This is a genomic window from Arthrobacter crusticola (genome assembly GCF_004357995.1).
Lineage (GTDB): Bacteria > Actinomycetota > Actinomycetes > Actinomycetales > Micrococcaceae > Arthrobacter_D > Arthrobacter_D crusticola.
In genome coordinates, this window is record NZ_SMTK01000004.1 from 38,891 (window position 1) to 61,521 (window position 22,631).

A 22,631-nucleotide genomic window follows, 5' to 3' on the forward strand; every position below is an offset into this window, starting at 1 on the left:
GCATAAGGAATGTCGAATGACCCAGCAGATCATCTCGAACCGCCTCGAAGGCCGCAGCGCCGTTATCACCGGCGGGGCCAGCGGCATCGGCCTGGCGACCGCCCGCAGGTTCGCCGCGGAAGGAGCCCGCGTCGTCATCGCCGACGTCGACCCCACGGCGGGCCTGCGCGCCGCCGAGGAAGTCGGCGGGCTCTTCGTGAAGGTCGACGTGACGAGCGAGGAGGAGGTTCGACACCTCTACGCCGCGACGAATGAAACCTACGGCCGTGTGGATATCTCCTTCAACAACGCAGGCATCTCCCCTGCGGCGGACGGCTCGATCTTGGAGACCGGCATTGCAGCGTGGCGCAGGGTGCAGGAGGTCAACCTCACCTCGGTGTTCTACTGCTGCAAGTACGCCCTCCCCTATATGCAGGCCCAGGGCAAAGGCTCAATCATCAATACGGCGTCGTTCGTCGCTGTTCTGGGAGCGGCGACTTCCCAGATCTCCTACAGCGCCTCCAAAGGCGGAGTCCTGGCCATGAGCCGTGAACTCGGTGTCGAGTTTGCCCGGCAGGGGATCCGGGTCAATGCGCTCTGCCCCGGCCCGGTCAACACCCCCCTGCTGAAGGAGCTTTTCGCCAAGGACCCCGAGAAGGCCGCCCGGCGCCTCATCCACGTTCCGGTGGGCCGCTTCGCGGAACCGGAGGAACTGGCCGCCGCCGTGGCTTTCCTGGCCAGCGACGATGCCTCCTTCATCACCGCCTCGACGTTCCTGGTCGACGGCGGGATTTCCGGAGCATACGTCACTCCGGAGTGACCGCTGAGGATCCCGCGGCGGGCTCCGAACCGTCGATCCCCCGCCGGTACTCCCAGCGCGGAACCAGCGTGTCGACGAACGATCCGTAGCGTTCGAACCGGGCCCGGGAGGCTGCCGAGGTCAGCTCTACAACCCGCGCCGTAAGGGCCTCCACCACGGCCATGCTCGACACGTACGACTCAAAAGGCCGTGGTGTTCCCACCGAAGCGGGCAGCACCGCGCTCGCCACCTCCGCCAGGGGGGACAACCAGGGGTCGGTGAAGAGGATGAGTTTCGCACCCTGGTCGACGAGCGCCCGTCCGAGCTTCTCGGTTTCGGCCTCGTAGCGCCGGAAGTCGAAGGCGATGGCGGTCGTGCGCTTGTCGGCATCGCACAGGGCCGCCACCCGCCGGGTGCGCGCCTCGTCGACAAATTCCACGCCCGGCCGCAGTTCCTGGAGCATGGCGGCGAGGTGCCGGGCCAGGGACGAACTGAACCACCCCCCGAAGACGAGCACCTTCCGCCGCGGATCGGCAAGGAGTTCCGCCGCCGCCGCGAGGTCCTCCGGTGAGAGGCGGTTCAGGGTGTCCGAAATCGCCGAACCCAGGGTGGCGGAGAAGTCCTCGAGCGCACCGCCCCCGGCACTCTGCGCCTCGGGGTACAGTTCCACCGGCGTCGTCACCCGGGCGACCACCTCGACCTTCACCGCGTCCTGAAAGTCCGCATAGGTGGCGTAGCCGAGGTGGTTCACGAACCGGATCACCGTCGGCCCGCTGACCTGCGCAAGGCGCGCCAGCTTGGTCGAGGATGCAAGCCCCGTCGCCGCCGGCCCGCCGAGCAGGGTGCGCGCCACCTTGCGCTCGGCGGCCGACATCTCGGACAGCTGGCGTCGAATGCTTTCAAACACGGGAAGACCCGCTGGAGCTTCCTGCTCGGACATGCCCTACCTCCGTGAATGCATCCGTTTCCGCACCGGCCCGCCGCCCGGACTGGAAGTCATGCTACTTTCCGATCCCTGCCTCCACACCGACATCCTGGAAATTCCCGCGCCGGGCGAATCGTGGATCCTCAGAACCAGACGTCGCGGCGGAACAGGTCGTCCTCCGTCTCGCCCCGGACGATCAGGCGGGCACGGCCTCCGGAGACCGCCACCACCGGGGGGCGGGGCGTGTAGTTGTAGTTGCTTGAGAGAACCCAGCAGTAGGCTCCCGTCCCGGGCACGGCGAGGAGGTCCCCGGGGCGCAGGTCGGAGGGCAGGTAGACATCGCGGACGACGATGTCCCCGCTCTCGCAGTGCCGCCCAACCACCCGCGACAGCGCGGCGTCGGCGCCCGAACTGCGGGAGGCCAGGGCCGCGGAGTAGTCCGCTCCGTACAGCAGGGGCCGCGGGTTGTCGCTCATGCCGCCGTCGACGGAGACATAACGCCGGGGGTACAGGCCGCCTTCATGTTCGACGGAATTGGTCTTGAGCGTCCCCACCTCGTACAGGGTGAAGGTTGAACTGCCGACGATGGCGCGGCCGGGTTCGATGGAGATCCGCGGGACCTCGATGTTCAGGCGGCCGCAGGCGTCACCGACCACGCGCGCCATGGCGGAGGCGACGTCCTTCGGGTCCTGCGGGCGATCCGCCATGGTGTAGGCGATGCCGTACCCGCCGCCCAGGTCCAGTTCCTCAAGCACGCGCCCGTGCTTCGTGCGCATCCCGGCGATGAACTCCAAGAGGCGCTCGGCGGCGAGCGCGAAGCCCTCCGAGGAGAAGATCTGCGAGCCGATATGGCAGTGGATTCCCAGGAGCCGGATGCCCGCGTCCTGCAGGGCGTCCGCCACCGCGGCCTCGGCGGCGGACGGATGCCCGTCGACCGAGGCCATGGAGAGGCCGAACTTCTGGTCCTCGTGCGCCGTTGCGATGAACTCGTGCGTCTCGGCGTGGACACCGGGGGTGAGGCGCAGCAGGACGGGGGCGGTGGTGCCGCGCCCCCGGGCGAGTTCTCCGACGCGCGCAAGTTCCTGGAGGCTGTCGACGATGATCCGGCCAACCCCCATGTCGAGCGCGCGGATCAGTTCGGCATCGGACTTGTTGTTGCCGTGAAGGCCAAGCTTCGCACCCTCGATGCCGGCCCGGGCCGCCAGTGCCAGCTCGCCGCCCGAACAGGTGTCCAGCCGCAGCCCTTCCTCGGCCACCCACTTGGCCACCTCGATACAGAGGAATGACTTGCCGGCGTAGTAGACGTCGGCCCCGCCGCACAGCGGTGCGAAGGCTTCATGAAAGGCTGTGCGGAACGCCCGGGCCCGCTGCCGGAAGTCGTCTTCGGACACCACGTAGGCGGGGGTCCCGAACTCCCCGGCCAGCTGTGAGACGCCGACGCCGCCGATGGTCAGTTCCCCCGACGCCGACCGGGCCACGGTGCTTGCCCAGAGTTTGGAGGGTAGGGCATTCGGGTCAGAGGGAGCCTCCAGCCATCGGGGTGCCAGGGGTGACGCGGCCGGCGCGATTGTCTGTTCGATCGTCATATCTGTGTGTGCCTCGTTCCGGTGTCCAGTGATTGCACGGCTCCCCCTTCCGCACCTGCGCGCCTCGCCGGGCACCGGTGAGGGGTCAGGAAGCCGTCGAAAGCTCTTCCTCGTCGATGACCTCGGCGGCGTCGATGACCATCGGGTTGAGGACCCGGTGCAGGAAGGACTGGGTGCGCTCCTCCCGGGGGTTGCCGATGACCTCCTGGGCGGGTCCCTGCTCGACGATGTAGCCGCCGTCCATGAAGACCACCCGGTCCGCGACCTCACGGGCGAAGGCCATTTCGTGGGTGACGATGACCATGGTCATGCCCTCGTTGGCCAGCGACTTCATGACGGCCAGGACCTCGCCGACAAGCTCGGGGTCAAGTGCCGACGTCGGTTCGTCGAACAGCATGAGCTGCGGCTCCATCGAGAGCGACCGCGCGATCGCCACGCGCTGCTGCTGGCCGCCGGAAAGCTGACCGGGGTAGGCGTCCTCCTTGGAGGACATGCCCACCCGGTGCAGGTTGAGGCGCGCAGTCGCGATCGCGTCCTCCTTACGTCGCTTCAGCACCTTGATCTGGGCGACGGTGAGGTTCTCGAGGACGGTCAGGTGCGGGAAAAGGTTGAAGGACTGGAACACCATGCCGATGCGTCGACGGATGCGGTCCAGGTCGGCATCGGGGTGGGTCACCTCGTCCGGCCCGACGAGGACGGTTCCGGAGGTCGGGACCTCCAGGAGGTTGACGCAGCGCAGCAGGGTCGATTTCCCCGAGCCGGAGGGACCGATGATGCAGACGACTTCCCCAGGTTCGATCTCGAGGGAGATGTCCTTGAGTACTTCATTGGAGCCGAAGCTCTTCTTGAGGTTGCGGATCGAGATGGCGTGCGAGCCTGGGGCCGGGATCGGTTGGGTAGGCATGGTCAGCGTGCTTTCGCGTAGCGGGCTTCGAGCTTGCGCACGAGGCCGGACAGGGGAAGGGTGATCGCCAGGTAGCAAAGGGCGGCGACGATCAGCGGGGTGGCGTTCACGGAGCGGTTCAGGAAGTCCTGCGCGAACTTCGTCAGTTCGTACTGTGCTGCCGTGACCCCGAGGACGTAGACGAGGGACGAGTCCTTGACCAGGAGGATCATCTCGTTGGTGAGCGGCGGAATCACGACCCGGAACGCCTGCGGGATGACAATCGTCGCCATCGTCCGGGTGTGGCTCATGCCGAGGGTGCGGGCCGCCTCAAGCTGCCCCTTTGGGACGGCCTGGATGCCGGCTCTGAAGGTCTCCGCCATATAGGCGGCCGCGGTGATGCCGAGACCGACCATCACCATGCCGTATTTGTCGCCGGGGAACTGGAACCCCGGAAAGGCGTTGGGGATGCCGTAGGCGACCATGAATAGGACGACGAGGGCAGGTACTCCGCGGAAGAACTCGACGTACGCGCCGGCGAACCACCGGTAGGCCGCAACCGAACTCAGCCTCATCACGGCCAGCAGCAGCCCGACCACGAACGCGAAGATGAAGGCAAGGGCCGCATAAATGATGGTGTTCACCAGGCCGATGAGGATCACCCGCGGAAGCATCCGCTCGAGGATGTCAAACCTCAGGAAGGCCGCGCTGAAGGTTGCCCAGTCCGTCATGAACGCCAGGAGGCCGATGACAGCGATCCCGAGGGCATATTGGACGCCGAGGGAGAGTCGCGCTCTCTGCCGGCGGGTCAGCCGCGGCGCTGCGACCTCGGTGGCGGGATAGGTGGTCTGTGTGCTCATGGTTTCCTCACTGGTGCTGCACGTGGTCCGGTTCCGACCCGCGGCGGCCGGCGGCCGCCGCGGGCAGGCCGATCAGCTCTTCGGCACGTCTCCGATCCATTCCTTATAGATCTCGTCATAGCTGCCGTCGCTCTTGGCCTCCGCAAGCACCTCGTCCACCACCTTCTTCAGGGACTTGTTGCCCAGCTTCATACCGAGGCCGTACTGCTCACCGGTGTCGAACTGGGTGCTGATGCTTGCCTTGCCGGGGTTGGCCTTCAGCGCCTCGGTCCAGACGGGCAGGTCGTTGATGGCCGCGTCCACCTGACCGGTCATCAGCGCCTGCGTCAGTGAGGCGAGGTCCTGGAACTCGATGATTTCGCACCCGCACTCGGGGTGGGCCTGTGCGTAGTCGAGACCGGTGGTGGCCGACTGGGCGCCCAGCTTCTTGCCCTCCAACTCCTCGAGGGACTCAACGTCCTCCCCTTCGGGCACCAGGAGGGCCTGGGTCGCATCGAAGTACGGCTCGGAGAAAAGGATTGCTTCCTTCCGGGCGTCGGTGATCGTCATGCCGGCGGCGGCGATATCGCATTTGCCTGTGGCCATGTCCTCGCCGGACTTGATTCCCTCAAAGGGCGTGTCGATGATGGCCGTCTGGGCCCCAAGCCGCTTCGCCACGAGGTTGACCAGGTCGATATCGAACCCGACGGTCTTGCCGGAATCATCGTTGACCTGGAAAGGGGCAAACGGAAGGTGGGTACAGACCGTCAGCTTGCCCGGCGAGACGAGGGAGACGCCGTCGGCCTTGCCGGCCGAGGCATCCGGGGCGGCGGCGGACGGGCTTCCGCAGGCGGTGAGCGCCAACGCGCACATCGCGGCGAGGGCGGCAAATTTGGACCTTCCGTGCAACTGCATGGGTCTCCTTTGTGCTGGCCGGACGTGGGTCGGCCTGGGCGGAAATGGCTGGCACAGCGGGCATTCCGGGGGCTTTCCATCGCGGAGGAGGCTTCGGAAGCCGCCCGCCGTTGTCGGCACCGGGACCCTGGCCGCCCCCGGTGTGGGGACGGTCACATCGTGCGTGAATCGAGTATGAACTCATTTACGCTGAGCAGCAAACCGAGTCCGAAGAATGATTTCATTCAGACAGACGGTGCGTGTCGGATCCGGGCGCAGCAGCGGAGGGGGGCCGCACCGCCGACTAGTCTGGCGGGATGGACACCGAGGAACACCCGCTCACCGGGGGCAACGCCACCCCGGAGGTTGTGCGCATCGGAGCGACCGTCCGCAAACCCTGGACCGCCTCGACCCCGGCCGTGGACGCCTTTCTTGACGCGGTGCGATCGGCGGGCGTGGATGTACCGCAGACGTTTGGGCGGGACGAGTCCGGGCGGCAGGTCATCGAATTCATCCCCGGCACTCCCGCCCTGGAGCTCCCTCCGTTGACACCGGAGGACCTGGCCCGGGCCGGCCGGCTGGTCCGCCGGATCCACGACGCGAGCCGGGAGTTCGAGAGCAGCCAGGCCAGCGGATGGGATGTCCTCATCCCGCCCGCCGCCGCCGACCTGGTGTGCCACAACGACCTCGCGCCCTGGAACCTCATCATCGGCGAGCGCTGGGTCTTCATCGACTGGGACGGTGCGGGGCCCAGCACCAGGCTGTGGGATCTCGCCTACGCGGCACAGGCATTCACCCTTTCGGATCACCACCAGGAACCCGCCCGGGCCGCGGCACGGCTGGGCGCCTTCATCGACGGATACGGCGCCGGGAAGGAGCTCCGCGGCGAGCTTCCCCGCGCCATGGGGGAGCGGGCCGCGGCCATGCACGCCCTGCTGCACCGCTCGCACCTCACCGGGCGGGAACCGTGGGGGTCCATGTACCGTACCGGCCACGGGAACCACTGGCGCCGGGCGGCCGTCTACGTTGTCGAAAACCGGGACCTGTGGCTGCGCGGGCTGCTGGGCCCCTGACGGGCCGGCGGCGGCCCGGGCCGTCTCGACCGGCACCCTTCGTGACAGGTTGCCGTAATTTACAGCCAAGGACGCAGCAGCCAGCACCTATCTTCCGCGGAACTGCGCGGCCCGGGCCGCAGCACCGGCCGACCTGCAGGGGGTGGCTCTGGTGACCGGTCGGTGCCCGACGTAGGCTTTCCGCCATGACGGAGGTCGAGGGCATGGCCTGCGGCAGGCTGGTGTCGCTGAACGTTGGAGTCCCCAAGGGCGTCTCCTGGCAGGGAAAGACGGTGCACACCGGCGTCTACAAGAGCCCGGTGGAGCGGCCGCTGATGGTCCGCAGGCTCAATATCGACGGTGACGGCCAGGGCGACCTGCACGGGCACGGCGGTGAGCAGCGGGCGGTGCTGGTCTACCAGCGGCAGTCCTACGAGCACTGGTCCGGCTTCCTCGGCCGCGGCGATCTGACGCCCGGCTCCTTCGGTGAGAATTTCACCATCGACGGGCTGCCCGACGACGAAGTGTGCATCGGGGACCGCTACCGCATTGGGGAAGCGGAATTCGAGGTGACCCAGCCCCGCGTCACCTGCTTCCGCGTGGGCATGCGGCTCGGGGAACCGCGGATGCCCGCACTCCTGGTGGACCACCGCCGTCCCGGGTTTTATTTGCGGGTCATCACCGAGGGCGAAGTCCGGCCCGGTGACCCGATCGTTCGAACGCTCAACGGGCCCCACCGGCTGACGGTCGCGGAGACTGACGCGCTGCTGTACCTTCCGAACCGCTCCCAGGACGCACTGCGGAAGGCCGTTGACATTCCGGCCCTGAGCCCCGGCTGGCAGCAGTCCTTCCATGACCTGCTGGACACGGACCTGGCTAAGGCCACCGTGACCGGGGCGCCCGTCGAAGAGCCCGGCTGGAGCGGATTTCGTCCTATGACGATCACGAAGACCGTCCCCGAAACCCCGACCATCACCTCCGTATACCTTCGCGCGGGCGACGACGTTCCACTCGAACCGATCATCCCCGGCCAGTACCTCACCCTCCGCGTTTCCGTGAACGAGGCGGTGTCCGTCCGCAGCTACTCCATTTCAGACGCCCCCGACCCGCACACCTACCGGATCAGCGTGAGGCAGGAGGAACACGGGTTGGTGAGCCGCTACCTCCACGAGAGTGTGCTGGTGGGCGGGACCATCGATGTTGCCGCCCCCCGCGGGCAGTTTCGACTCCACGCCGGAACGGGTCCGGTGCTCCTCATCTCGGCCGGGGTCGGTGCGACCCCGCTGGTGCCGATGCTCCAGGAGTTCGCCCGCACCGGCAGCGACAGAGAAATCTGGTGGATCCACGTCGCCCGGGACCCCAGTGAGCACGTCTTCGCGGGGGAAGTGCGGGGACACCTGGAACGGCTCCACCACGCCCACAGCGCCATCTTCTACACCCGGGCGGCGGCTCCCGTGGCGGACTCGTTCAGCGGCCGGCCGACCGTCGACCGGCTCCGGGCCCTGGGGGTTCCGGCAGGCGCGGCGGCGTATGTCTGCGGTCCGCCCGCCTTCATCAGCAACATGACGGACGCTCTCACCGACCTCGGCATCGACGCCGGCTCCATCTACTCCGAGCTGTTCAGCACCCTCCCGCCGATCAATCCCGGGCTCGTAGATTCCTCCACCACGCCCCCGCACCAGCCCGCCGGCGAACCGGGCACCGGGCCCGTGGTGACGTTCGCCCGAAGCGGCCTGACCGCCCGGTGGCGCGCGGGCGACACGTCCCTCCTCGAATTCGCCGAAGCCTGTGATGTACCCACCCGGTGGTCCTGCCGCACCGGCGTGTGCCACACCTGCCTCACGGCGGTCATCTCAGGGAAGGTGGCCTACCAGCCCGATCCCCTCGAAACGCCGGCCGAGAGCCAGGCACTGATCTGCTGCGCCCGGCCCACCGAAGACCTCGTGCTCGACAGCTGAACATCAGCCCCTCAGCTCCGTCACGGACCTTCAACCCGGCAGGTCGACCAGGTAGCTCCTCATCTCCGTGACCTTGGCAGTCTTCACTGTTGAGGCGAACCTCAGCACGTGGCAGAAGGCCTGCCTCCTGCCGTTCCGGAAGGCCAAGACGCCGTCCGCGCTGCCCTCCCTGCCGTGGGTGAGGATCGACGCCAGCTCGATGGCGGCCACGTCGCCCTGGCCGGACAGCCTGCCGGTCAGCTGGCTGATTCCTTCGATCATCCCAGCGCCGGCCAGGTCCCAGCGTACCTCCTCGTCGAGGAGCTCACGAAGGCGGGGCCCGTCAACCTCGGCGAGGGCGAGCACGAGGTCCCGGATGACCAGCTGACGGGGTGCATTGCCGCAGCCGGCCGGTTCGGTCAGGGCAATCACAGGCTTCCATTCCCTCGTCTTCGTGGCGGTCGGTTCGAGGCTACACCTCCGGTGGTCGGTCGTCAGAGCAGGGTCGCGCCGGCCGCGGAGATGCCGGCGAGGACGGTGGTGAGACGGCCCAGGGTGTCCGGGTGCAGGGGAGTCCTGGCGGCATCAACGTTCTCCAGGATGTGCGCCGGCGTGCGGCTTCCGGGGATGGGCACGACCGCCGGGTCCTGGGCCAGGAGCCAGGCCAGGGCCAGCTGACCGGGGGTCAGACCGAGTTCGTGGGCGGTTGAGCGGATGGGCGCGAAGCGGTCGTTGTTCACCGCCAGGTTCTCGTCCGAGAAACGGGGAGCGTTGCGGCGGAAGTCCCCGTCGTCGATCCGGGTGACGCTGCCGGTCAGGAATCCCCCTCCGAGCGGGGACCAGGCGACAAATCCCACGCCGAGCTCGCGCCCGGCCCGGAGCAGCTCGGGGTCGATGGGACGCCACATCGACCATTCGGTCTGCACGGCGGCGATGGGGTGGACTGCATGGGCGGCCCGGAGGTGCTCCGCCGTGGCGTTCGAGAGTCCAATAGACCTCACCAGCCCGGCGTCGACGAGGTCGGCGACCGCCCCGACGGTCTCCTCGATCGGAATCCGGGGGTCCGGAAAGTGGGGGTAGTAGAGGTCGATGTAGTCGGTTCCGAGTTCACGCAGGCTCTGTTCGGCGTAGGCACGGACATACCGGGGATCGGCATTGACTGCCAGCTCACCAAAGGTGAACCCCACCGAAAAGCGGTGCGGTTCGGCTCCGGGAAGCATCCGGAAGCCGAACTTGGTGGCGACAACGACGTCCTCCCGCCGGCCGGCGATGGCCCTGCCCACCAACCGCTCGTTGTGCCCGTCCTGACCGTAGCCGTCGCTGGTGTCGATGAGGGTCGACCCTGCGTCGATGGCCGCCCGGAGGGCACGCACGCCCCGCGGTTCGTCGACCTCGCCGTACATCCCGGGGCTGAGGACCATCGCGCCGAATCCGATGGCCGGCACCCGGAGCGGTCCGAGCGCGCGGGCCGGCAGCGCGGAGGCACCCTGCGAAGGGGTAGGGACCGTGGAATCGACGGGGACGGCTGCGGTGGTTGCGTCGTGGTTCATGATGTTTCCTGCTCCTGATGACCGGGTGAATGACCGACTCCAGAGTGCATCCGTGGGGGGTTCGGCCACCAAGACCAGCAGGTATGCCGATGCGGCATATCCTTCCCGTATGGACGTTCACCTGCGCGACCTCCGGGCATTGATCGCCGTCGCCGAGGAGGAGAGCATCACGCGGGCCGCCGAGCGGTTGTTCATCGCCCAGCCGGCCCTGTCCAAGCAGCTTCGCTCACTCGAGCGGCAGCTGGGCTTCCCCGTCCTCGCCCGGCATCCCCGCGGGGTGGTGCTGACCGCCGCCGGGCAGACCCTGGTCGCCGGCGCGAGGGACATTGTGGCCCGCTGGGATGAGGCACTTGCAGACTTCCGGACCGCGGCGACGACCGGCCGGATTGTCATCGGCATGCAGACCGCCGTCGGCCGCGGACTGCAGAGGAGCGCGCTGGCGCGGTTCCGGGAACTGAGCCCGGGCGTAATTCCCACGCTGAGGCTCGTGAGTTGGAGCGACCCAAGCGCCGGGCTCGACGACGGAACCAGCGACGTCGCCTTCCTGTGGCTGCCCGCGCCCTCCGACGATCTTGACGTCCTTCCCATCGTTCGGGAACGGCGGTGTGTTGCACTGCCGGCCGACCACCCACTGGCGCGGCAGGAACGGGTCGCCTTCGCCGACCTCCTCGACGAACCAATCATTGCACTGCCCCCCGAGGCCGGAGCCCTGCGGGATTTCTGGATCGCCGCGCCGGAGCGGAACGGCAGGCCTGCGGTCATCGGCGCGACCGCCGAGACCCCCGACGCCGTGTTCGAGGCGGTCGCCTCCGGGCTCGGGGTGGTGCTGCTGTCCGAGGGCAACGCGCATCTCTACAGCCGTTCCGAGGTCAGCATCCGTCCGGTCGACGGCCTCCCGCCGGCCGTGTTGGCGCTGGCCTGGCGGCGGGCCGACCGGCGTCCCCTCGTTGCGGCCTTTGTGCGGGCCGTCGACGAACAATTGGAATAGCTCCGGCGGGAAGCCGTCAGGCGCCTGCGGCGTCCCGCCCAACCTGGTCGATCCAGGCGTCGAGGTCTGCTGGACGGCGGAACGCGATCACGGGAGGCAGGCCGGGGTCGGCCCTCATCCTTTCGAGCGCCTCCCGCTTCCGGGGGAACGCCGTGAAGTGCCAGAGAATGATGGAATCCCGGGTGAACACCCGGCGGAAGGACTCGGTGTTGCCGTTGCACACCTGTTCCCGGGTGACGCATCTGCGGATTGTCCGCCGGACCAAGCGACCCAGGGAGAGCCACCTCGGGTAGTCGAGCGCGACCACGAGGTCCGCCCGGGCGAGCATAATGTCCCGCCAGTCCGAATAGGCGCTGTCGATGACCCAGCGCTCCTGCGCGGCAATACCGGCGGCGATCCGGCGCTGCTCCTCGGGTGGCCGGTTCTGCCAGCCCGGAAGCCACCCCAGATCGTCGTCCGCCGAATATTCGGGGAGTCGGGCGGCCGCGGCATAGGCGCGGGCGGCCGAGGACTTCCCGCTGCCCGTGACCCCGTGGAAGACGACGCGCTGAGCAGGGGCACCGGGCATGGGGTCCAATGTAGCGTGCGGTGTCGCCGCCGGACAGGCGCCGCGGCGGCGGAGGTCCGCCCGCACCGGCTGCCGTGCTTCAGGGCGGATCGCCGCCGAACCAGTTCCGATCCTCCGCCGTCGATGCAATGATCGGCTTATGGCCTTCCCCGTCCCGCTGCCCAGCGAGCTACGTGACAAGAGCGTTTCCCTTCGGGCCCTGACCGATGACGATTGGCGGCTCGAATACGAGCTGAGCCGGGTGCCCGACGTGCCCGCGTGGACGTATTACCCGGCCGACATGGACGAGGACTACGCCCGGCGCCGGATCGCCCGGACGAAGGAGCGTCACCAGGAGCGGCTCGCAGGCCGGTATGCGGTCCTCCTGGACGGTCTGCCCGTGGGAACCGCGGGGATGGCCGAGGTTGAGGACGCCGAACCCGAGCTCTTCTATGTCCTCTCCCCCGCCGGCCGTGGCCACGGCGCGGCCACCGGATCGGTGCGCCTTCTAACGGAATGGCTGTCCTCGCAGGGCTTCTCCGCCGTGGCGCTGGAGACTCTGGCGGGCAACACCGCCAGCGAACGCGTCGCCGAACGTGCCGGCTTTCGGAACACGGGATCTCATCCCGGTACGCACCGCGGCCAGGCGGTGCAGTTGAACCGCTGGCTGCGCACCTAGCGAAGCGTACGATGTCCACCCTGGGTCGGATGCAGCAGGGCCCCGCCGGGCCTAGAGTTGAACCTCATGGACCTCCACCTCCGGCTCGCGCGCTGGGTGCGCGCGCATCCCGGCACGGTCGACGCCTGCCTCGCACTGGGACTGCTCGTGCTCCTGATCCTGCCGTTCGCCGCCGGCAGGGTGGCCGGACATCCCCTGCTCATCCCGGTGACTTTCGCCCTGGTGGTGCCGCTGGCCTGGCGCCGGTCTCGACTGCTGCTCTCGGCCGGCATCATCGCCGGGGTCTCGGTGCTGCAGATCCTGGCCGGAATCGACCCGACCCCGGCCCAGATCGTCATCCTTGTCACCGTCTACACGCTGGCCGCCTATGCCCCGCGGTGGGCCAGCCTCGGCGGGCTGGGGCTCGCTCTGCTTGGTGCCGCCGCCGGCATGGTGCGGTACGGGGCGATCCTCGGTGTCGGCGGGGGTGGATCGCTGACCCTCTTCGGTGTCGGCGGAGGCGGGTCGCTGTTCCTGATCTCGCTGATTCTCATCGAGTCGCTCGTACTCCTGGCCTGGACGATGGGGGACCTTGCCCGGTCGCGGCGTCGGGCCTATCAGGCCCTGGAAGACCGCACCCGGCGCCTTGAGGTCGAGCGCCAGCAGGAACGCGACCTTGCCGCCGCCGACGAGCGCAGCCATATCGCCCGGGAGATGCACGACATCGTCGCGCACTCCCTCTCGGTGATCATCACCCAGGCCGACGGCGCACGGTATGCCAGCGCCCAGCAACCGGAACTTGCCGCGCAGACCTTGGGCACCATCGCGGACACCGGACGCGGCTCCCTGCGCGAAATGCGGCGCCTGCTCGGTGTCCTCCGCGGCGACGAAAGCGCCTCCACGCGCCCGCTGCCCACCCTCGACGACATCGACTCCCTCGTCAGGTCGGTGCGGCGGGCGGACATCCGCGTGTCCTGCCGCCGCATCGACACGCCACGCCGACCGCTTCCCCTCGGCGCCGAACTCACCGCCTACCGCGTGGTCCAGGAAGCGCTGACCAACGTGCTCAAGCATGCCGGGCCACAGGCCGCCGCCGAAGTCACCCTCGCCTACGGTCCCCGCGGGCTCAGCATCACCGTCGACGACGACGGCCGGGGTGCCGCGGCCGACCCCGCCACCGCCGGAGCCCGGCTGGGCATCACCGGAATGACCGAGCGCGTACGCCTCTATGACGGCACCGTGTCTGCCGCGCCGCGCCCCGGCGGAGGTTTCCGCGTTGAGGTTTTTCTCCCCTACACCGAGGCATAGGCCCGTGCGCAGCGCAGGCGAACTCCCCCACACAGGAGCAGAACGCTAATGGACAGCACCGCAGGAGATGACCCCTCGGGACAGGCGGCCGCCATCCGGGTCGCGATCGTCGATGACCAGCACCTGGTGCGCAGCGGATTCGCCATGCTGATCAACTCACAGCCCGACCTCGAGGTGGTCGGCGAAGCTGCCAACGGGCAGGAGGCGGTCCGGACGCTCGCCGTTACCCGCGCCGACGTCGTCCTGATGGACGTGCGCATGCCCGGCATGGACGGCATCGAGGCCACCCGCCGAATCCTTGCCGAGTCCGGCACCGCCGGGGCCGGCGGGGGCAGCGGCACCGGGCCCCGCGTCGTCGTGCTGACGACATTCGACCTCGATGAGTATGCGCTTTCGGCAATACATGCAGGCGCGTCCGGCTTCCTACTTAAGGACGCGCCTCCCGAGGAGCTCCTGGAGGCGATCCGCACCGTACACCGGGGTGATGCCGTCATCGCCCCATCGACGACGCGCCGCCTGCTCGACCACGTGGCACCGCTGCTGCGCCGGCCCTCCCCCGCCAAGGAGGCGCATGCCGCTGCCGTGGCCCGCCTGACTCCGCGGGAGCGGGAGGTCTTCGAGCTGATTGCGCAGGGTCTCTCAAATCCTGAGATCGCCCTGCGGCTATTCCTATCGGAGGCCACGGTCAAGACGCACGTGGGCCGCATCCTCGCCAAGCTCGAGGCGCGGGACCGCGTGCAGGCCGTCGTGATGGCCTACGAGATGGGTATCGTCCACCCCTGACCCGGGCCGCTTCCGCCGGGGCCTCCTGCGGCGGCGGGAGCAGCGGTCGTCGCATCATCCCCTGGTATGAGGTCCGGTCCGAAAGCTCCACCTGAGCGCTGATTCGGCCCGTGCCCGCGGCGCCTAACGTGGGATTATGACCATCGCAATGAATTCACCCGTGCCCCCTGCGGGTTCAACGTCCCCCGCCCCGACCGGCGCCGTCGCCGCCCGCGGCGTATTCAAAAGCTACGGGAGCGGCGAAACCGCCGTCCACGCCCTCCGGGACGTCTCGCTCGACTTCGAACGGGAGCGCTTCACCGCGATCATGGGACCGTCCGGGTCGGGCAAGTCCACCCTGATGCACTGCCTGGCCGGCCTTGACAGCATCGACGCTGGACGGCTGTGGATCGGCGGGACCGAGATCACCGGCCTTCCCGACGCCGCCCTGACCCGCCTGCGCCGTGAGCGGGTGGGATTCGTGTTCCAGGCCTTCAACCTGGTGCCGACCTTGACCGCCGAGCAGAACATCACCCTGCCCGTCGCCCTCGCCGGCGGTTCCGTGGACCAGGAATGGCTGAAGCAGGTCTCCTCGACACTCGGCTTGACCGACCGGCTCGCCCACCGGCCCCACGAACTCTCCGGCGGCCAGCAGCAGCGCGTCGCCGTCGCCCGGGCATTGCTGACCCGCCCCGACGTCATCTTCGGTGACGAACCCACCGGCAACCTCGACACGGCCACCGGCGCCGAGGTGCTGTCCCTGCTGCGCCGGAGCTCCCGGGAGATGGGCCAGAGCATCATCATGGTGACCCACGACCCGATCGCGGCCTCCTACGCCGACCGGGTGGTCCTCATGAAGGATGGGTCCCTCGTCGGTGAACTCGAGCAGTCGACTCCCGAGGCGATCCTCGGCGCCCTCGCGAAGCTGGGGGCCTGACGTGCTGAAGGTAGCCCTGGCCCAGTTGCGCGTCCACGCCCGGCGCTTCATCGCCGTCGGCCTCGCCGTGATGCTCGGCGTGGCCTTTGTCTCCGCGGCCCTCACCGTCGGTGCCACCACCAAGGCGACCCTCGGCGCGAGCATCGGAGCCTCGTACGCGAAAGCGGACCTCGTGGTCTCCGGACCCGAGGGGCTGGGAGTTCCACCCGCGGCCGTAGGCACGTTCGAAGCCCTCCCCGAGGTGACGGCCGTGTACGGCCTCGAACGGGCATATGCCCAGCTGACCACCGGATCCCGCACCTCGTCCGCCGCGCTCACCAACACGGCGCCGGGGGAGCTGGATACCGCCGAGGTGACCCAAGGCTCCGCGCCGTCGGGGCCGAATGAGGTGGCCATTGACAGCGCCTCGGCCGCCCGCCTGGAGGTGGCCCCCGGTGACACCGTGGCGATCGACGCCGGAGGGCCTTCCACCGACCCGGCCGGAGCCCTGACGGTGACCGGACTGACGGCCCCGAGCCCGGATCCGACCCTCGCCGACACCGTCCAGGTCCTCGCGCCGGCCTCCTTGGTTCGGGCAGCTACCGGCGGCGATACCATCGTGCGCCACATCCAGCTGGCCGTGGCGCCGGGTGCGGATCCCGCCGCCGTCGCGTCGGCCGCCTCCGCTGCCCTCAACGACCTGCCCGCGGATCAGCGGGAAGGCGTGATCGTGCGCACTGCGGCCGAGCAGACCACGGCGGACGTCGCCTCCCTCTCGAATGGAGACGACATCCTCACGGCGGTCCTGCTTGCCTTCGCCGCCGTCTCCGTCCTGGTCGCCGGCCTGGTCATCTCCAACACCTTCTCCGTGCTCGTAGCCCAGCGCACCCGGGAACTGGCCTTGCTGCGCACCATCGGCGCGGAACGCCGGCAGATCCGGAGGTCGGTGCTCGTCGAGGCCGGCGTCGTCGGGCTGGTGGCCTCCGTCCTCGGGGTGCTCCTCGCCGTCGGGGTTCTTGCGGTTCTCGTGGGCCTGGCCCGGCGGACCGACGTCGGTTCGGTCGCTGTCCTCGCTGTTCCACCGTCGGCCGTCGTGGCCGGCCTGGTGGTGGGCGTCCTGATGACGCTGCTCGCCGCCGTCGTCCCGGCGCGGGCCGCCACCCACGTCGCTCCCCTGGCCGCCCTGCGTCCCAGCGGCCCGACGGACGCGAAGAGCAGGAGCGGCAGGGTACGCCTGGCCGCCGGCGTGATGGCACTCGTTGCGGGCGGGGGCCTGCTGCTGCTGGGCGCCTGGTCCGCCGGGCTGGTTCCGGCCGTGGCCGGAGGCGGGGTATCCTTCCTCGGCGTCGTGCTTCTCGCGCCGTTCTTCGTTCCCTCCAGCGTCGCTGCGGTCGGGCGGGTGGCCCGGCCCCTCGGAGTGGCCGGGCAACTCGCCTCGCTCAACGCCGTCCGGAATCCGGCACGGACCACCGCCTCGTCCTCGGCGCTCATCGTGGGCGTGACCCTGGTGACGATGATGATCGTCGGAGCGCAGACCGCCCGCACCTCATTCGACGCCGAACTTGCCGAAAACTACGCCGTCGACGTCCAGGTCTCGGGACTCGGCGGCGCACCCGGCGCTGCCGGGCGCCCCCCGGGCGCCACGCCGTCCACGGCGGACGCCGAAACCCTCCTGGGGGTTGAAGGCGTGAAGTCGGCGGTGGAACTGACCCCGGTGGTCCTCTCGACCGATGAGGAGGGCGGATGGCTCGTGTACGCCGCCGATCCGGAGGAATTGGCCGCCGTCCTGCGCTCCCAGGACGCGGTCCTGACCGACGGGATGGTCCTGGCTCCGCAGGCGCTGCAGCAGCCCGAACTCACTCTCAATGCCGCGAACGGGCCCACGACGCTGCCGGTCACGGCGACGGATTCGGCCTTTTTCGTTCCCCTGATCACCGAGGCCACGGCGGAGCAGCTGGGCGGAACTTCGCCGGAGGCCCTGGCGGCTTACATCGAGGGCACCGGGGGAAGCTCCGGGCAGGCTCCTGCCAACGCGGCCCTCGCCGACTACCTGGGTACGACGTTCTGGCTGCAGCTCGACGACGGGTTGGACGGGCCGGCCCTGTCGGAACTCAAGTCGCGGCTCGTCGCCGCCGCCGGGGTCTCCGAATACCAGGTCACCGGATCAGCCATCGAGCGCGTCGCCTACAACGAGATCATCGATCTCCTGCTGCTGATCGTGACCGCGCTGCTCGCGGTGGCGGTGCTGATCGCCCTGATCGGGGTCGCCAACACACTGTCACTGTCGGTGCTCGAGAGGCGCCGGGAGAACTCCCTGCTCCGCGCGCTCGGCCTGACAAAGAGGCAGCTGCGGGGGATGCTCGCCGTCGAGGCGGTGCTGATCGCCGGCGTCGCCGCACTGCTCGGCACCGTCCTCGGGATTGGCTATGGAGTGCTCGGCGCACAGTCGGCGCTCGGTGACCTTGCGGCCGTTCGGCTGTCCCTGCCGGTCGGGCAGATCGCGGCGGTACTCGCCGTGGCGGTCGCTGCCGGGCTCCTCGCCTCGGTGCTCCCGGCACGCCGGGCCGCGCGGCTGTCGCCGGTGGCCGGCTTGGCCGCCGACTGAGGCCGGCCACCGGTTTAAACATCGACGCCACGGCGTCCCGACCCGCCCGCGGTCCGCGTCATTGAGGGCTGCGGGAGGGTCGGGGCGCCGTGGCGAAGCTTCAGGATTCGCTGCCGAGGATCTCCCGGACCAGCGGGATCACCTTGGTGCCGTACAGCTCGATGTTCTTCATCACCGCCGTGTGCGGCAGGCCCGTCATCCCGAACTTGAGCTGGAACCGGGACGCGTGGAGCACCCGGAGGTTGGCGGCGATCTTGCGGGCCACCGTCTCGGGGGAGCCGACATAGATGGCGCCGTGCGGGCCGATCTCGTGCCTGAACGATTCCGGGGTTGGGATGGCGAACCCACGGGTCTTGCTCACATGCTTGATCACCTCAAGGTACCGGGGCCAGAACTCCTCCTGGGCCTGCTCGTCGGTCTCGGCCACATGGCCCATCGAATGCACGCCGATCGGCTGGGCCGGGCGCTCGAAGTGCTCCAGCGCCTCGAGGTAGAGATTGGAGAACGGCTGGAAGCGGGAGGGCGAGCCGCCGATGATGGCAAGGATGAGGTTGTACCCGTGGCGGGCGGCCCGGACGACCGACTGCGGGCTTCCCCCAACGCCGATCCAGGTGGGGAACGGCTCCGCCTCGAGGTGCGGGACGACGTCCTGGTCCTTGAGCGCCGCGCGGGTTGTGCCGGTCCAGGTGATGGGGCTTCCCTTGAGCAGCTCGGCGAACAGCTCCGACTTCTCCTCGAAGAGCACTTCATAGTCGCTGAGGTCGTAGCCGAAGAGCGGGAATGAATCGATGCTCGAACCGCGGCCCAAGATCACCTCGGCCCGCCCCGAGGACAACGCGTTCAGGGTGGAGTACCGCTGGAAGACGCGGACGGGATCATCGGAGCTCAGCACGGTGACCGCGGAGCCGAGATGGATGTTCCTGGTCCGCGCTGCAATGGCACTGAGGACCAGGTCCCCGGCTGAGAGCGGGTAGTCGTAGGTGTGGTGCTCGCCGATGCCGAAGAAATCAATGCCCACGGAATCCGCGAGGACGCCCTGCTCGACGATGTTGCGGACCGTCTGCGCGTGCGAATTGAGGGTCCCGGTTTCGTCGGAATGGACATCGCCGAAGGTGTCGAGTCCGAAGGTCAGGGGAAAGCCCGTCCGCAGGCTTGATGAGTCGTTCACAGTTGTTCCTTTTATCTGGGTGGAGGGCGCGGGTAGTCCCGCGGGGTCCCTGGCGGTGTTACCGCGGACAGCGGTGCGGCCTAGGCCGCGGCCTTCGCAGTAAGGACCTGCGCGAACTGCTCCTTATTGAGCGAAGCGCCGAAGACCGGCCCGCCGGGTTCGAGGATCCGCCCCTCGCGGAGGCTGTCCAGCAGGACGGCGTCGTAGCCGATGTTCTCCACCAGCGCGGCGACCAGCTCCACCGCCTCCCGGTCGTCACCGGCCACCCCCAGGGCCAGCCGGTCGGGGGAGCCAGCCGGCCGGCGGTCCGCTTCGAGCTCGTGGTACCCGGCGTGGTTGAAGGACTTGACGACCCGCGCGCCGCTGAGGTGCTGCTGGATAATTTCGCTGCTGCCGTAGCGCGGGTCCTCGAACAGTTGCTGCGTGCCGTCGATGGGTGCCCAGTAGTTCATCAGGTCAACGACGACCTTGCCGGCCACCAGTGACGGATCGAAGGTACGGAACTTGTGCAGCGGGATGGCAAGGATCACGATGTCGGCCTCGGCCGCCACCTGCGCGGGCCAGTCGGCCTTCGCTCCCGGAACGAGGATCTGGGTGATGAGGGCGATCTTCGCCGGGTCACCGGACCCGGCGATGGAGACCGGGTAACCGGCCTCGATGGCAACCCGGCCGATGGCCGGGCCGACATGGCCTGCTCCGAGGATTCCGATCCGCGGCAGGGTGGTTGTTGAAGTGGGGCTGGTCATCGTGGGTCCTCCTTGGAGGAATCGGACTGGAAGTGTCGCTGGAGTGAGTCGAGGATGTCGGCGAGGTTCTCAAGCTGTACCGGGGTGAGCGCGTCGGCGAAGTGCTCCTTCACCGCCTGCAGCTGCGGCACGGAGGCCCGCCGGAAGGCGTCGGCTCCGGCGTCGGTGAGCCGGACGAAGGCGCCCCGGTTGTCCGTCAGACATTCCTCGCGGCGCACCAGTTCCCGCTTCTCCATCCGGCCTATGTGGTGGGAGAGCCGGCTCCGCTCCCAGTTCATGACCCCCGCCAGTTCCGAGGACCGCAGCTCGCGGCCGCCCGCTTCGCTCAGGGTCAGCAGGACCTCATAGTCCTGGCCGGACAGGTTCGAGGCGCCCAGGACGGTGGCCATGCGGCGGCGGAGTTCGGCCGTCGTGTCGAGGAGCCTGCGCCAGATGGCGAGCTCGGTGCCCGTGGGGCTTCGGCGGGCTGGATTGAGTCCCCGGTTTTCCTTCGCGGCGCTGTAAGCAGCCATGACATTCCCTCCAGGTTTGGTTGACATATCCACAATAGACCCAAATAGTTGATATGTCAACATTGACGGGGGCAACGATCCGATTGACATGTCCACTAAAGAATCCCTATCGTCGTTGTAGTTGATACATCAACTACAGAATCACAGCGTTGGAGATGACATGGCTAACATCCTCGAGCAGTACCCGATCGTGATCGGCGTCGACAGTTTTGGCGACGTGACGAGACACAGGAACGGAGAGCTGCTCAGCCAGCCCCACAGCATCCACGCCCTGGTGCGAGAAGGTGTTGTCGCCGAGGAATCGGGCCTCGACTTCTTCGGCCTCGGCGAGCACCACACCGAGGAGATGCCGCTCTCCGCGCCCGACATCGTCCTGGCGGCCGTCGCCGGCCAGACCTCCCGCATCCGGCTCGGTTCGGCCGTGACCGTCCTGAGCTCGGATGACCCGGTCCGCGTCTTCCAGCGGTATGCGACCCTCGACGCGGTCTCCCAGGGTCGGGCCGAGGTGATTCTCGGCCGCGGCTCCAGCAAGGAATCCTTCCCCCTGTTCGGGTTCGACCTCGAGGACTACGACCGCTTGTTCGAGGAGAAGCTTGAGCTGTTCTCCCGGCTGAGGTCCGAGAAGCCGGTCACCTGGTCCGGCACCACCCGCCCCGCCCTGGACGGCCTTGAGGTCTTCCCGAGGACCACGGCCGGCGCCCTGCCCACCTGGATCGGAGTCGGCGGGAACCCGGCGTCTGTGGTGCGCGCGGCGCAGTACGGCTTCCCCCTGATGCTCGCCGTGATCGGCGGCAACCCGGCACGCTTCGCCAAGCTGAGCGAGCTGTACCGGCAGGCGACCGCTGAGGCGGGCTTCGGTGAGCTCCCGATCGGGCTGCACTCCACCGGCCATGTCGCGGCCACCGACGAGCAGGCCATCGAGGAGTACTGGCCGACGTACGAGACCTTCCAGCTGGAGGCACGCTATGAGCGCGGCTTCCCGCCGATCACCCGGGAGTTCTACGAAAAGGAGATCGCCGTCGGGTCGCTCTATGTGGGATCCCCGGAGACGGTGGCGCGGCGGATTGTGCGGAGCATGAAGGCGCTGGGAGTGAACCGGTTCGACCTCAAGTACGGGCTGGGCCCGATGCCGAACGACGCCCTGCTTGAGAACATCCGCCTCTTCGGCACCGAAGTAGCCCCGCGGGTCCGGGAAGCACTGGGCCGCTCCTGAGCCCCGGCGCGCCGCCCCACCGGAGCTGCGCCCGACGGGAGGGCGCGCGCGGCCAGGTTATTGCAGGGTCCGCAGCCCACTGATGAGGGCCTCAAGGCCCGCGCCGAAAGCAGCATCCGCCGGCCGGCCGGCACGCTTCAGATCCTGCGCACGGACCACGGCGCGGAAGTGGGGCGTGGATCCCGTCATCGAGCCCACATTGAAGATATCCGCGGGGGCCGATGCGTCATAGGCGGAGCCGAAGATGAAGGACTCGAGGGCCACAATGGCGGAGACGACGCGCTCCGGCGGAAAGCCGGCATCGAGGAAGCCCTTGCTGACCGCCTCATACATGGCAAGGGTCCGGGGGGCACCGGCGACGGGGAGTACGGCGATGACCGGGATCAGTGGAGTGTGGTGCGCGAAGACGTTCCGGTAGCTCCACGCCCACGTGCCCACGGCGTCCTCCCAGGTGGCCGAGCCGAAGCCGGAAACGTCCACCCGGGAAATCAGATGATCCTCCACCAGCAGCAGAACGTCCTGCTTGGATCCCACGTGGTTGTAAAGGGCCGACTGTGCTACCCCCAGCATCCCCGCCAGGGCCGCCATGGTGAGGCCGTCGTAGCCCTTGCTGCTGATGACCGTGAGGGCGGCCCGGGTGATGCTGGCTTTATCAATGACCGCCCCGGCCGGCCGGCCCGGGCGCCGGCGAGCGATCCGGGACGGGGCCGGGGAGGAGGCCGCTGCGGAGCCTTGCTCCTCGTGTGCTGCTCGCATTGTCCGCC

General features: G+C 68.6%; 22 protein-coding genes. 10 read left to right on the forward strand and 12 right to left on the reverse strand.

Going from position 1 to position 22,631, the window contains the following annotated elements; all coding sequences use genetic code 11:
• Positions 1 to 16: 16 nt before the first annotated feature.
• Entirely contained in the window at positions 17 to 799 is a 783-nt protein-coding gene (locus E2F48_RS11860; protein WP_133404205.1) for a 3-oxoacyl-ACP reductase, read from the forward strand.
• Here E2F48_RS11860 and E2F48_RS11865 read toward each other — a convergent pair.
• From E2F48_RS11865 to E2F48_RS11885, 5 genes are all read right to left on the reverse strand, one after another.
• On the reverse strand, positions 786 to 1,718 hold the full coding sequence (locus E2F48_RS11865) for a MurR/RpiR family transcriptional regulator (RefSeq protein ID WP_133404206.1): 933 nt from the start codon (positions 1,716 to 1,718) through the stop codon (positions 786 to 788). The genes E2F48_RS11860 and E2F48_RS11865 overlap by 14 nt on opposite strands.
• Positions 1,719 to 1,846: 128 nt before the next feature.
• A complete protein-coding gene (gene lysA / locus E2F48_RS11870; protein ID WP_133404207.1) occupies positions 1,847 to 3,289 on the reverse strand; it encodes a diaminopimelate decarboxylase in 1,443 nt (480 codons plus the stop codon).
• 85 nt (positions 3,290 to 3,374) lie between these two features.
• On the reverse strand, positions 3,375 to 4,193 hold the full coding sequence (locus E2F48_RS11875; RefSeq protein WP_133404208.1) for an amino acid ABC transporter ATP-binding protein: 819 nt from the start codon (positions 4,191 to 4,193) through the stop codon (positions 3,375 to 3,377).
• Between the two features lie 2 nt (positions 4,194 to 4,195).
• Entirely contained in the window at positions 4,196 to 5,032 is an 837-nt protein-coding gene (locus E2F48_RS11880) for an amino acid ABC transporter permease (RefSeq protein ID WP_133404209.1), read from the reverse strand.
• A gap of 72 nt (positions 5,033 to 5,104) precedes the next feature.
• Entirely contained in the window at positions 5,105 to 5,926 is an 822-nt protein-coding gene (locus E2F48_RS11885; RefSeq protein ID WP_133404210.1) for an ABC transporter substrate-binding protein, read from the reverse strand.
• A gap of 296 nt (positions 5,927 to 6,222) precedes the next feature.
• Between E2F48_RS11885 and E2F48_RS11890 the strand changes: the two genes are divergently transcribed.
• Both E2F48_RS11890 and E2F48_RS11895 read left to right on the forward strand, forming a co-directional pair.
• Positions 6,223 to 6,978, forward strand: a complete 756-nt coding sequence (locus tag E2F48_RS11890) for a phosphotransferase (RefSeq protein ID WP_133404211.1) — start codon at positions 6,223 to 6,225, stop codon at positions 6,976 to 6,978.
• A gap of 185 nt (positions 6,979 to 7,163) precedes the next feature.
• The gene (locus E2F48_RS11895; protein ID WP_221411681.1) at positions 7,164 to 8,915 is read left to right on the forward strand and encodes an MOSC domain-containing protein; all 1,752 of its coding nucleotides are present in this window, start codon (positions 7,164 to 7,166) and stop codon (positions 8,913 to 8,915) included.
• Positions 8,916 to 8,945: 30 nt separating this feature from the next.
• Here E2F48_RS11895 and E2F48_RS11900 read toward each other — a convergent pair whose 3' ends face one another.
• Positions 8,946 to 9,326 (reverse strand): nuclear transport factor 2-like protein, encoded by a 381-nt coding sequence (locus tag E2F48_RS11900; RefSeq protein WP_133404212.1) that lies wholly within the window; start codon positions 9,324 to 9,326, stop codon positions 8,946 to 8,948.
• A 62-nt stretch (positions 9,327 to 9,388) separates the two neighbouring features.
• Positions 9,389 to 10,444, reverse strand: a complete 1,056-nt coding sequence (locus tag E2F48_RS11905) for an aldo/keto reductase (RefSeq protein ID WP_133404213.1) — start codon at positions 10,442 to 10,444, stop codon at positions 9,389 to 9,391.
• Positions 10,445 to 10,553: 109 nt separating this feature from the next.
• Here E2F48_RS11905 and E2F48_RS11910 point away from each other — a divergent pair, with 109 nt between their 5' ends.
• Positions 10,554 to 11,432 (forward strand): LysR family transcriptional regulator, encoded by an 879-nt coding sequence (locus E2F48_RS11910; protein WP_133404214.1) that lies wholly within the window; start codon positions 10,554 to 10,556, stop codon positions 11,430 to 11,432.
• 16 nt (positions 11,433 to 11,448) lie between these two features.
• On the opposite strand, the gene E2F48_RS11915 is transcribed toward E2F48_RS11910, so the two are convergent.
• Positions 11,449 to 12,000 (reverse strand): P-loop NTPase family protein, encoded by a 552-nt coding sequence (locus tag E2F48_RS11915; RefSeq protein WP_133404215.1) that lies wholly within the window; start codon positions 11,998 to 12,000, stop codon positions 11,449 to 11,451.
• Between the two features lie 139 nt (positions 12,001 to 12,139).
• Between E2F48_RS11915 and E2F48_RS11920 the strand changes: the two genes are divergently transcribed.
• The 5 genes from E2F48_RS11920 to E2F48_RS11940 all read left to right on the forward strand — a co-directional run bounded on the left by E2F48_RS11920 (position 12,140) and on the right by E2F48_RS11940 (position 18,228).
• Positions 12,140 to 12,658 carry a GNAT family N-acetyltransferase gene (locus tag E2F48_RS11920; protein ID WP_221411683.1) on the forward strand — a complete coding sequence of 173 codons (519 nt, stop codon included), beginning with the start codon at positions 12,140 to 12,142 and terminating at the stop codon, positions 12,656 to 12,658.
• A 66-nt stretch (positions 12,659 to 12,724) separates the two neighbouring features.
• Positions 12,725 to 13,945 (forward strand): sensor histidine kinase, encoded by a 1,221-nt coding sequence (locus E2F48_RS11925; protein WP_133404217.1) that lies wholly within the window; start codon positions 12,725 to 12,727, stop codon positions 13,943 to 13,945.
• A 48-nt stretch (positions 13,946 to 13,993) separates the two neighbouring features.
• Positions 13,994 to 14,728 (forward strand): response regulator, encoded by a 735-nt coding sequence (locus tag E2F48_RS11930; protein WP_133404218.1) that lies wholly within the window; start codon positions 13,994 to 13,996, stop codon positions 14,726 to 14,728.
• Positions 14,729 to 14,864: 136 nt separating this feature from the next.
• Positions 14,865 to 15,644: an ABC transporter ATP-binding protein gene (locus tag E2F48_RS11935; protein ID WP_133404219.1), complete on the forward strand. Its 780-nt coding sequence runs from the start codon at positions 14,865 to 14,867 to the stop codon at positions 15,642 to 15,644.
• Between the two features lies 1 nt (position 15,645).
• Positions 15,646 to 18,228, forward strand: a complete 2,583-nt coding sequence (locus E2F48_RS11940) for an ABC transporter permease (protein WP_133404220.1) — start codon at positions 15,646 to 15,648, stop codon at positions 18,226 to 18,228.
• A gap of 100 nt (positions 18,229 to 18,328) precedes the next feature.
• Here E2F48_RS11940 and E2F48_RS11945 read toward each other — a convergent pair whose 3' ends face one another.
• The 3 genes from E2F48_RS11945 to E2F48_RS11955 form a co-directional block, all read right to left on the reverse strand.
• A complete protein-coding gene (locus tag E2F48_RS11945) occupies positions 18,329 to 19,396 on the reverse strand; it encodes an LLM class flavin-dependent oxidoreductase (protein ID WP_133404221.1) in 1,068 nt (355 codons plus the stop codon).
• An 80-nt stretch (positions 19,397 to 19,476) separates the two neighbouring features.
• Positions 19,477 to 20,142: an NADPH-dependent F420 reductase gene (locus E2F48_RS11950; protein WP_133404222.1), complete on the reverse strand. Its 666-nt coding sequence runs from the start codon at positions 20,140 to 20,142 to the stop codon at positions 19,477 to 19,479.
• Positions 20,139 to 20,654, reverse strand: coding sequence for a MarR family winged helix-turn-helix transcriptional regulator (locus E2F48_RS11955; protein ID WP_133404223.1), 516 nt, complete (start codon positions 20,652 to 20,654; stop codon positions 20,139 to 20,141). The genes E2F48_RS11950 and E2F48_RS11955 overlap by 4 nt, the downstream gene beginning before the upstream one ends.
• Positions 20,655 to 20,814: 160 nt before the next feature.
• On the opposite strand from E2F48_RS11955, the gene E2F48_RS11960 reads away from it, so the two are divergent.
• The gene (locus E2F48_RS11960; RefSeq protein WP_133404224.1) at positions 20,815 to 21,867 is read left to right on the forward strand and encodes an LLM class flavin-dependent oxidoreductase; all 1,053 of its coding nucleotides are present in this window, start codon (positions 20,815 to 20,817) and stop codon (positions 21,865 to 21,867) included.
• Between the two features lie 57 nt (positions 21,868 to 21,924).
• Here E2F48_RS11960 and E2F48_RS11965 read toward each other — a convergent pair whose 3' ends face one another.
• Positions 21,925 to 22,623, reverse strand: a complete 699-nt coding sequence (locus E2F48_RS11965; protein ID WP_133404225.1) for a TetR/AcrR family transcriptional regulator — start codon at positions 22,621 to 22,623, stop codon at positions 21,925 to 21,927.
• Positions 22,624 to 22,631 lie beyond the last annotated feature (8 nt).

What these genes read in the sequence shown, in the direction of transcription:
- E2F48_RS11920 (WP_221411683.1), top strand. Translation starts at nt 12,140, where the DNA reads ATGGCCTTCCCCGTCCCGCTGCCCAGCGAGCTACGTGACAAGAGCGTT.
- E2F48_RS11865 (WP_133404206.1), bottom strand. Translation starts at nt 1,718, where the DNA reads ATGTCCGAGCAGGAAGCTCCAGCGGGTCTTCCCGTGTTTGAAAGCATT.
- E2F48_RS11955 (WP_133404223.1), bottom strand. Translation starts at nt 20,654, where the DNA reads ATGGCTGCTTACAGCGCCGCGAAGGAAAACCGGGGACTCAATCCAGCC.
- E2F48_RS11965 (WP_133404225.1), bottom strand. Translation starts at nt 22,623, where the DNA reads ATGCGAGCAGCACACGAGGAGCAAGGCTCCGCAGCGGCCTCCTCCCCG.
- E2F48_RS11910 (WP_133404214.1), top strand. Translation starts at nt 10,554, where the DNA reads ATGGACGTTCACCTGCGCGACCTCCGGGCATTGATCGCCGTCGCCGAG.
- E2F48_RS11890 (WP_133404211.1), top strand. Translation starts at nt 6,223, where the DNA reads ATGGACACCGAGGAACACCCGCTCACCGGGGGCAACGCCACCCCGGAG.
- E2F48_RS11895 (WP_221411681.1), top strand. Translation starts at nt 7,164, where the DNA reads ATGACGGAGGTCGAGGGCATGGCCTGCGGCAGGCTGGTGTCGCTGAAC.
- E2F48_RS11905 (WP_133404213.1), bottom strand. Translation starts at nt 10,444, where the DNA reads ATGAACCACGACGCAACCACCGCAGCCGTCCCCGTCGATTCCACGGTC.
- E2F48_RS11880 (WP_133404209.1), bottom strand. Translation starts at nt 5,032, where the DNA reads ATGAGCACACAGACCACCTATCCCGCCACCGAGGTCGCAGCGCCGCGG.
- E2F48_RS11930 (WP_133404218.1), top strand. Translation starts at nt 13,994, where the DNA reads ATGGACAGCACCGCAGGAGATGACCCCTCGGGACAGGCGGCCGCCATC.
- E2F48_RS11925 (WP_133404217.1), top strand. Translation starts at nt 12,725, where the DNA reads ATGGACCTCCACCTCCGGCTCGCGCGCTGGGTGCGCGCGCATCCCGGC.
- lysA (WP_133404207.1), bottom strand. Translation starts at nt 3,289, where the DNA reads ATGACGATCGAACAGACAATCGCGCCGGCCGCGTCACCCCTGGCACCC.
- E2F48_RS11885 (WP_133404210.1), bottom strand. Translation starts at nt 5,926, where the DNA reads ATGCAGTTGCACGGAAGGTCCAAATTTGCCGCCCTCGCCGCGATGTGC.
- E2F48_RS11935 (WP_133404219.1), top strand. Translation starts at nt 14,865, where the DNA reads ATGACCATCGCAATGAATTCACCCGTGCCCCCTGCGGGTTCAACGTCC.
- E2F48_RS11875 (WP_133404208.1), bottom strand. Translation starts at nt 4,193, where the DNA reads ATGCCTACCCAACCGATCCCGGCCCCAGGCTCGCACGCCATCTCGATC.
- E2F48_RS11950 (WP_133404222.1), bottom strand. Translation starts at nt 20,142, where the DNA reads ATGACCAGCCCCACTTCAACAACCACCCTGCCGCGGATCGGAATCCTC.
- E2F48_RS11915 (WP_133404215.1), bottom strand. Translation starts at nt 12,000, where the DNA reads ATGCCCGGTGCCCCTGCTCAGCGCGTCGTCTTCCACGGGGTCACGGGC.
- E2F48_RS11860 (WP_133404205.1), top strand. Translation starts at nt 17, where the DNA reads ATGACCCAGCAGATCATCTCGAACCGCCTCGAAGGCCGCAGCGCCGTT.
- E2F48_RS11960 (WP_133404224.1), top strand. Translation starts at nt 20,815, where the DNA reads ATGGCTAACATCCTCGAGCAGTACCCGATCGTGATCGGCGTCGACAGT.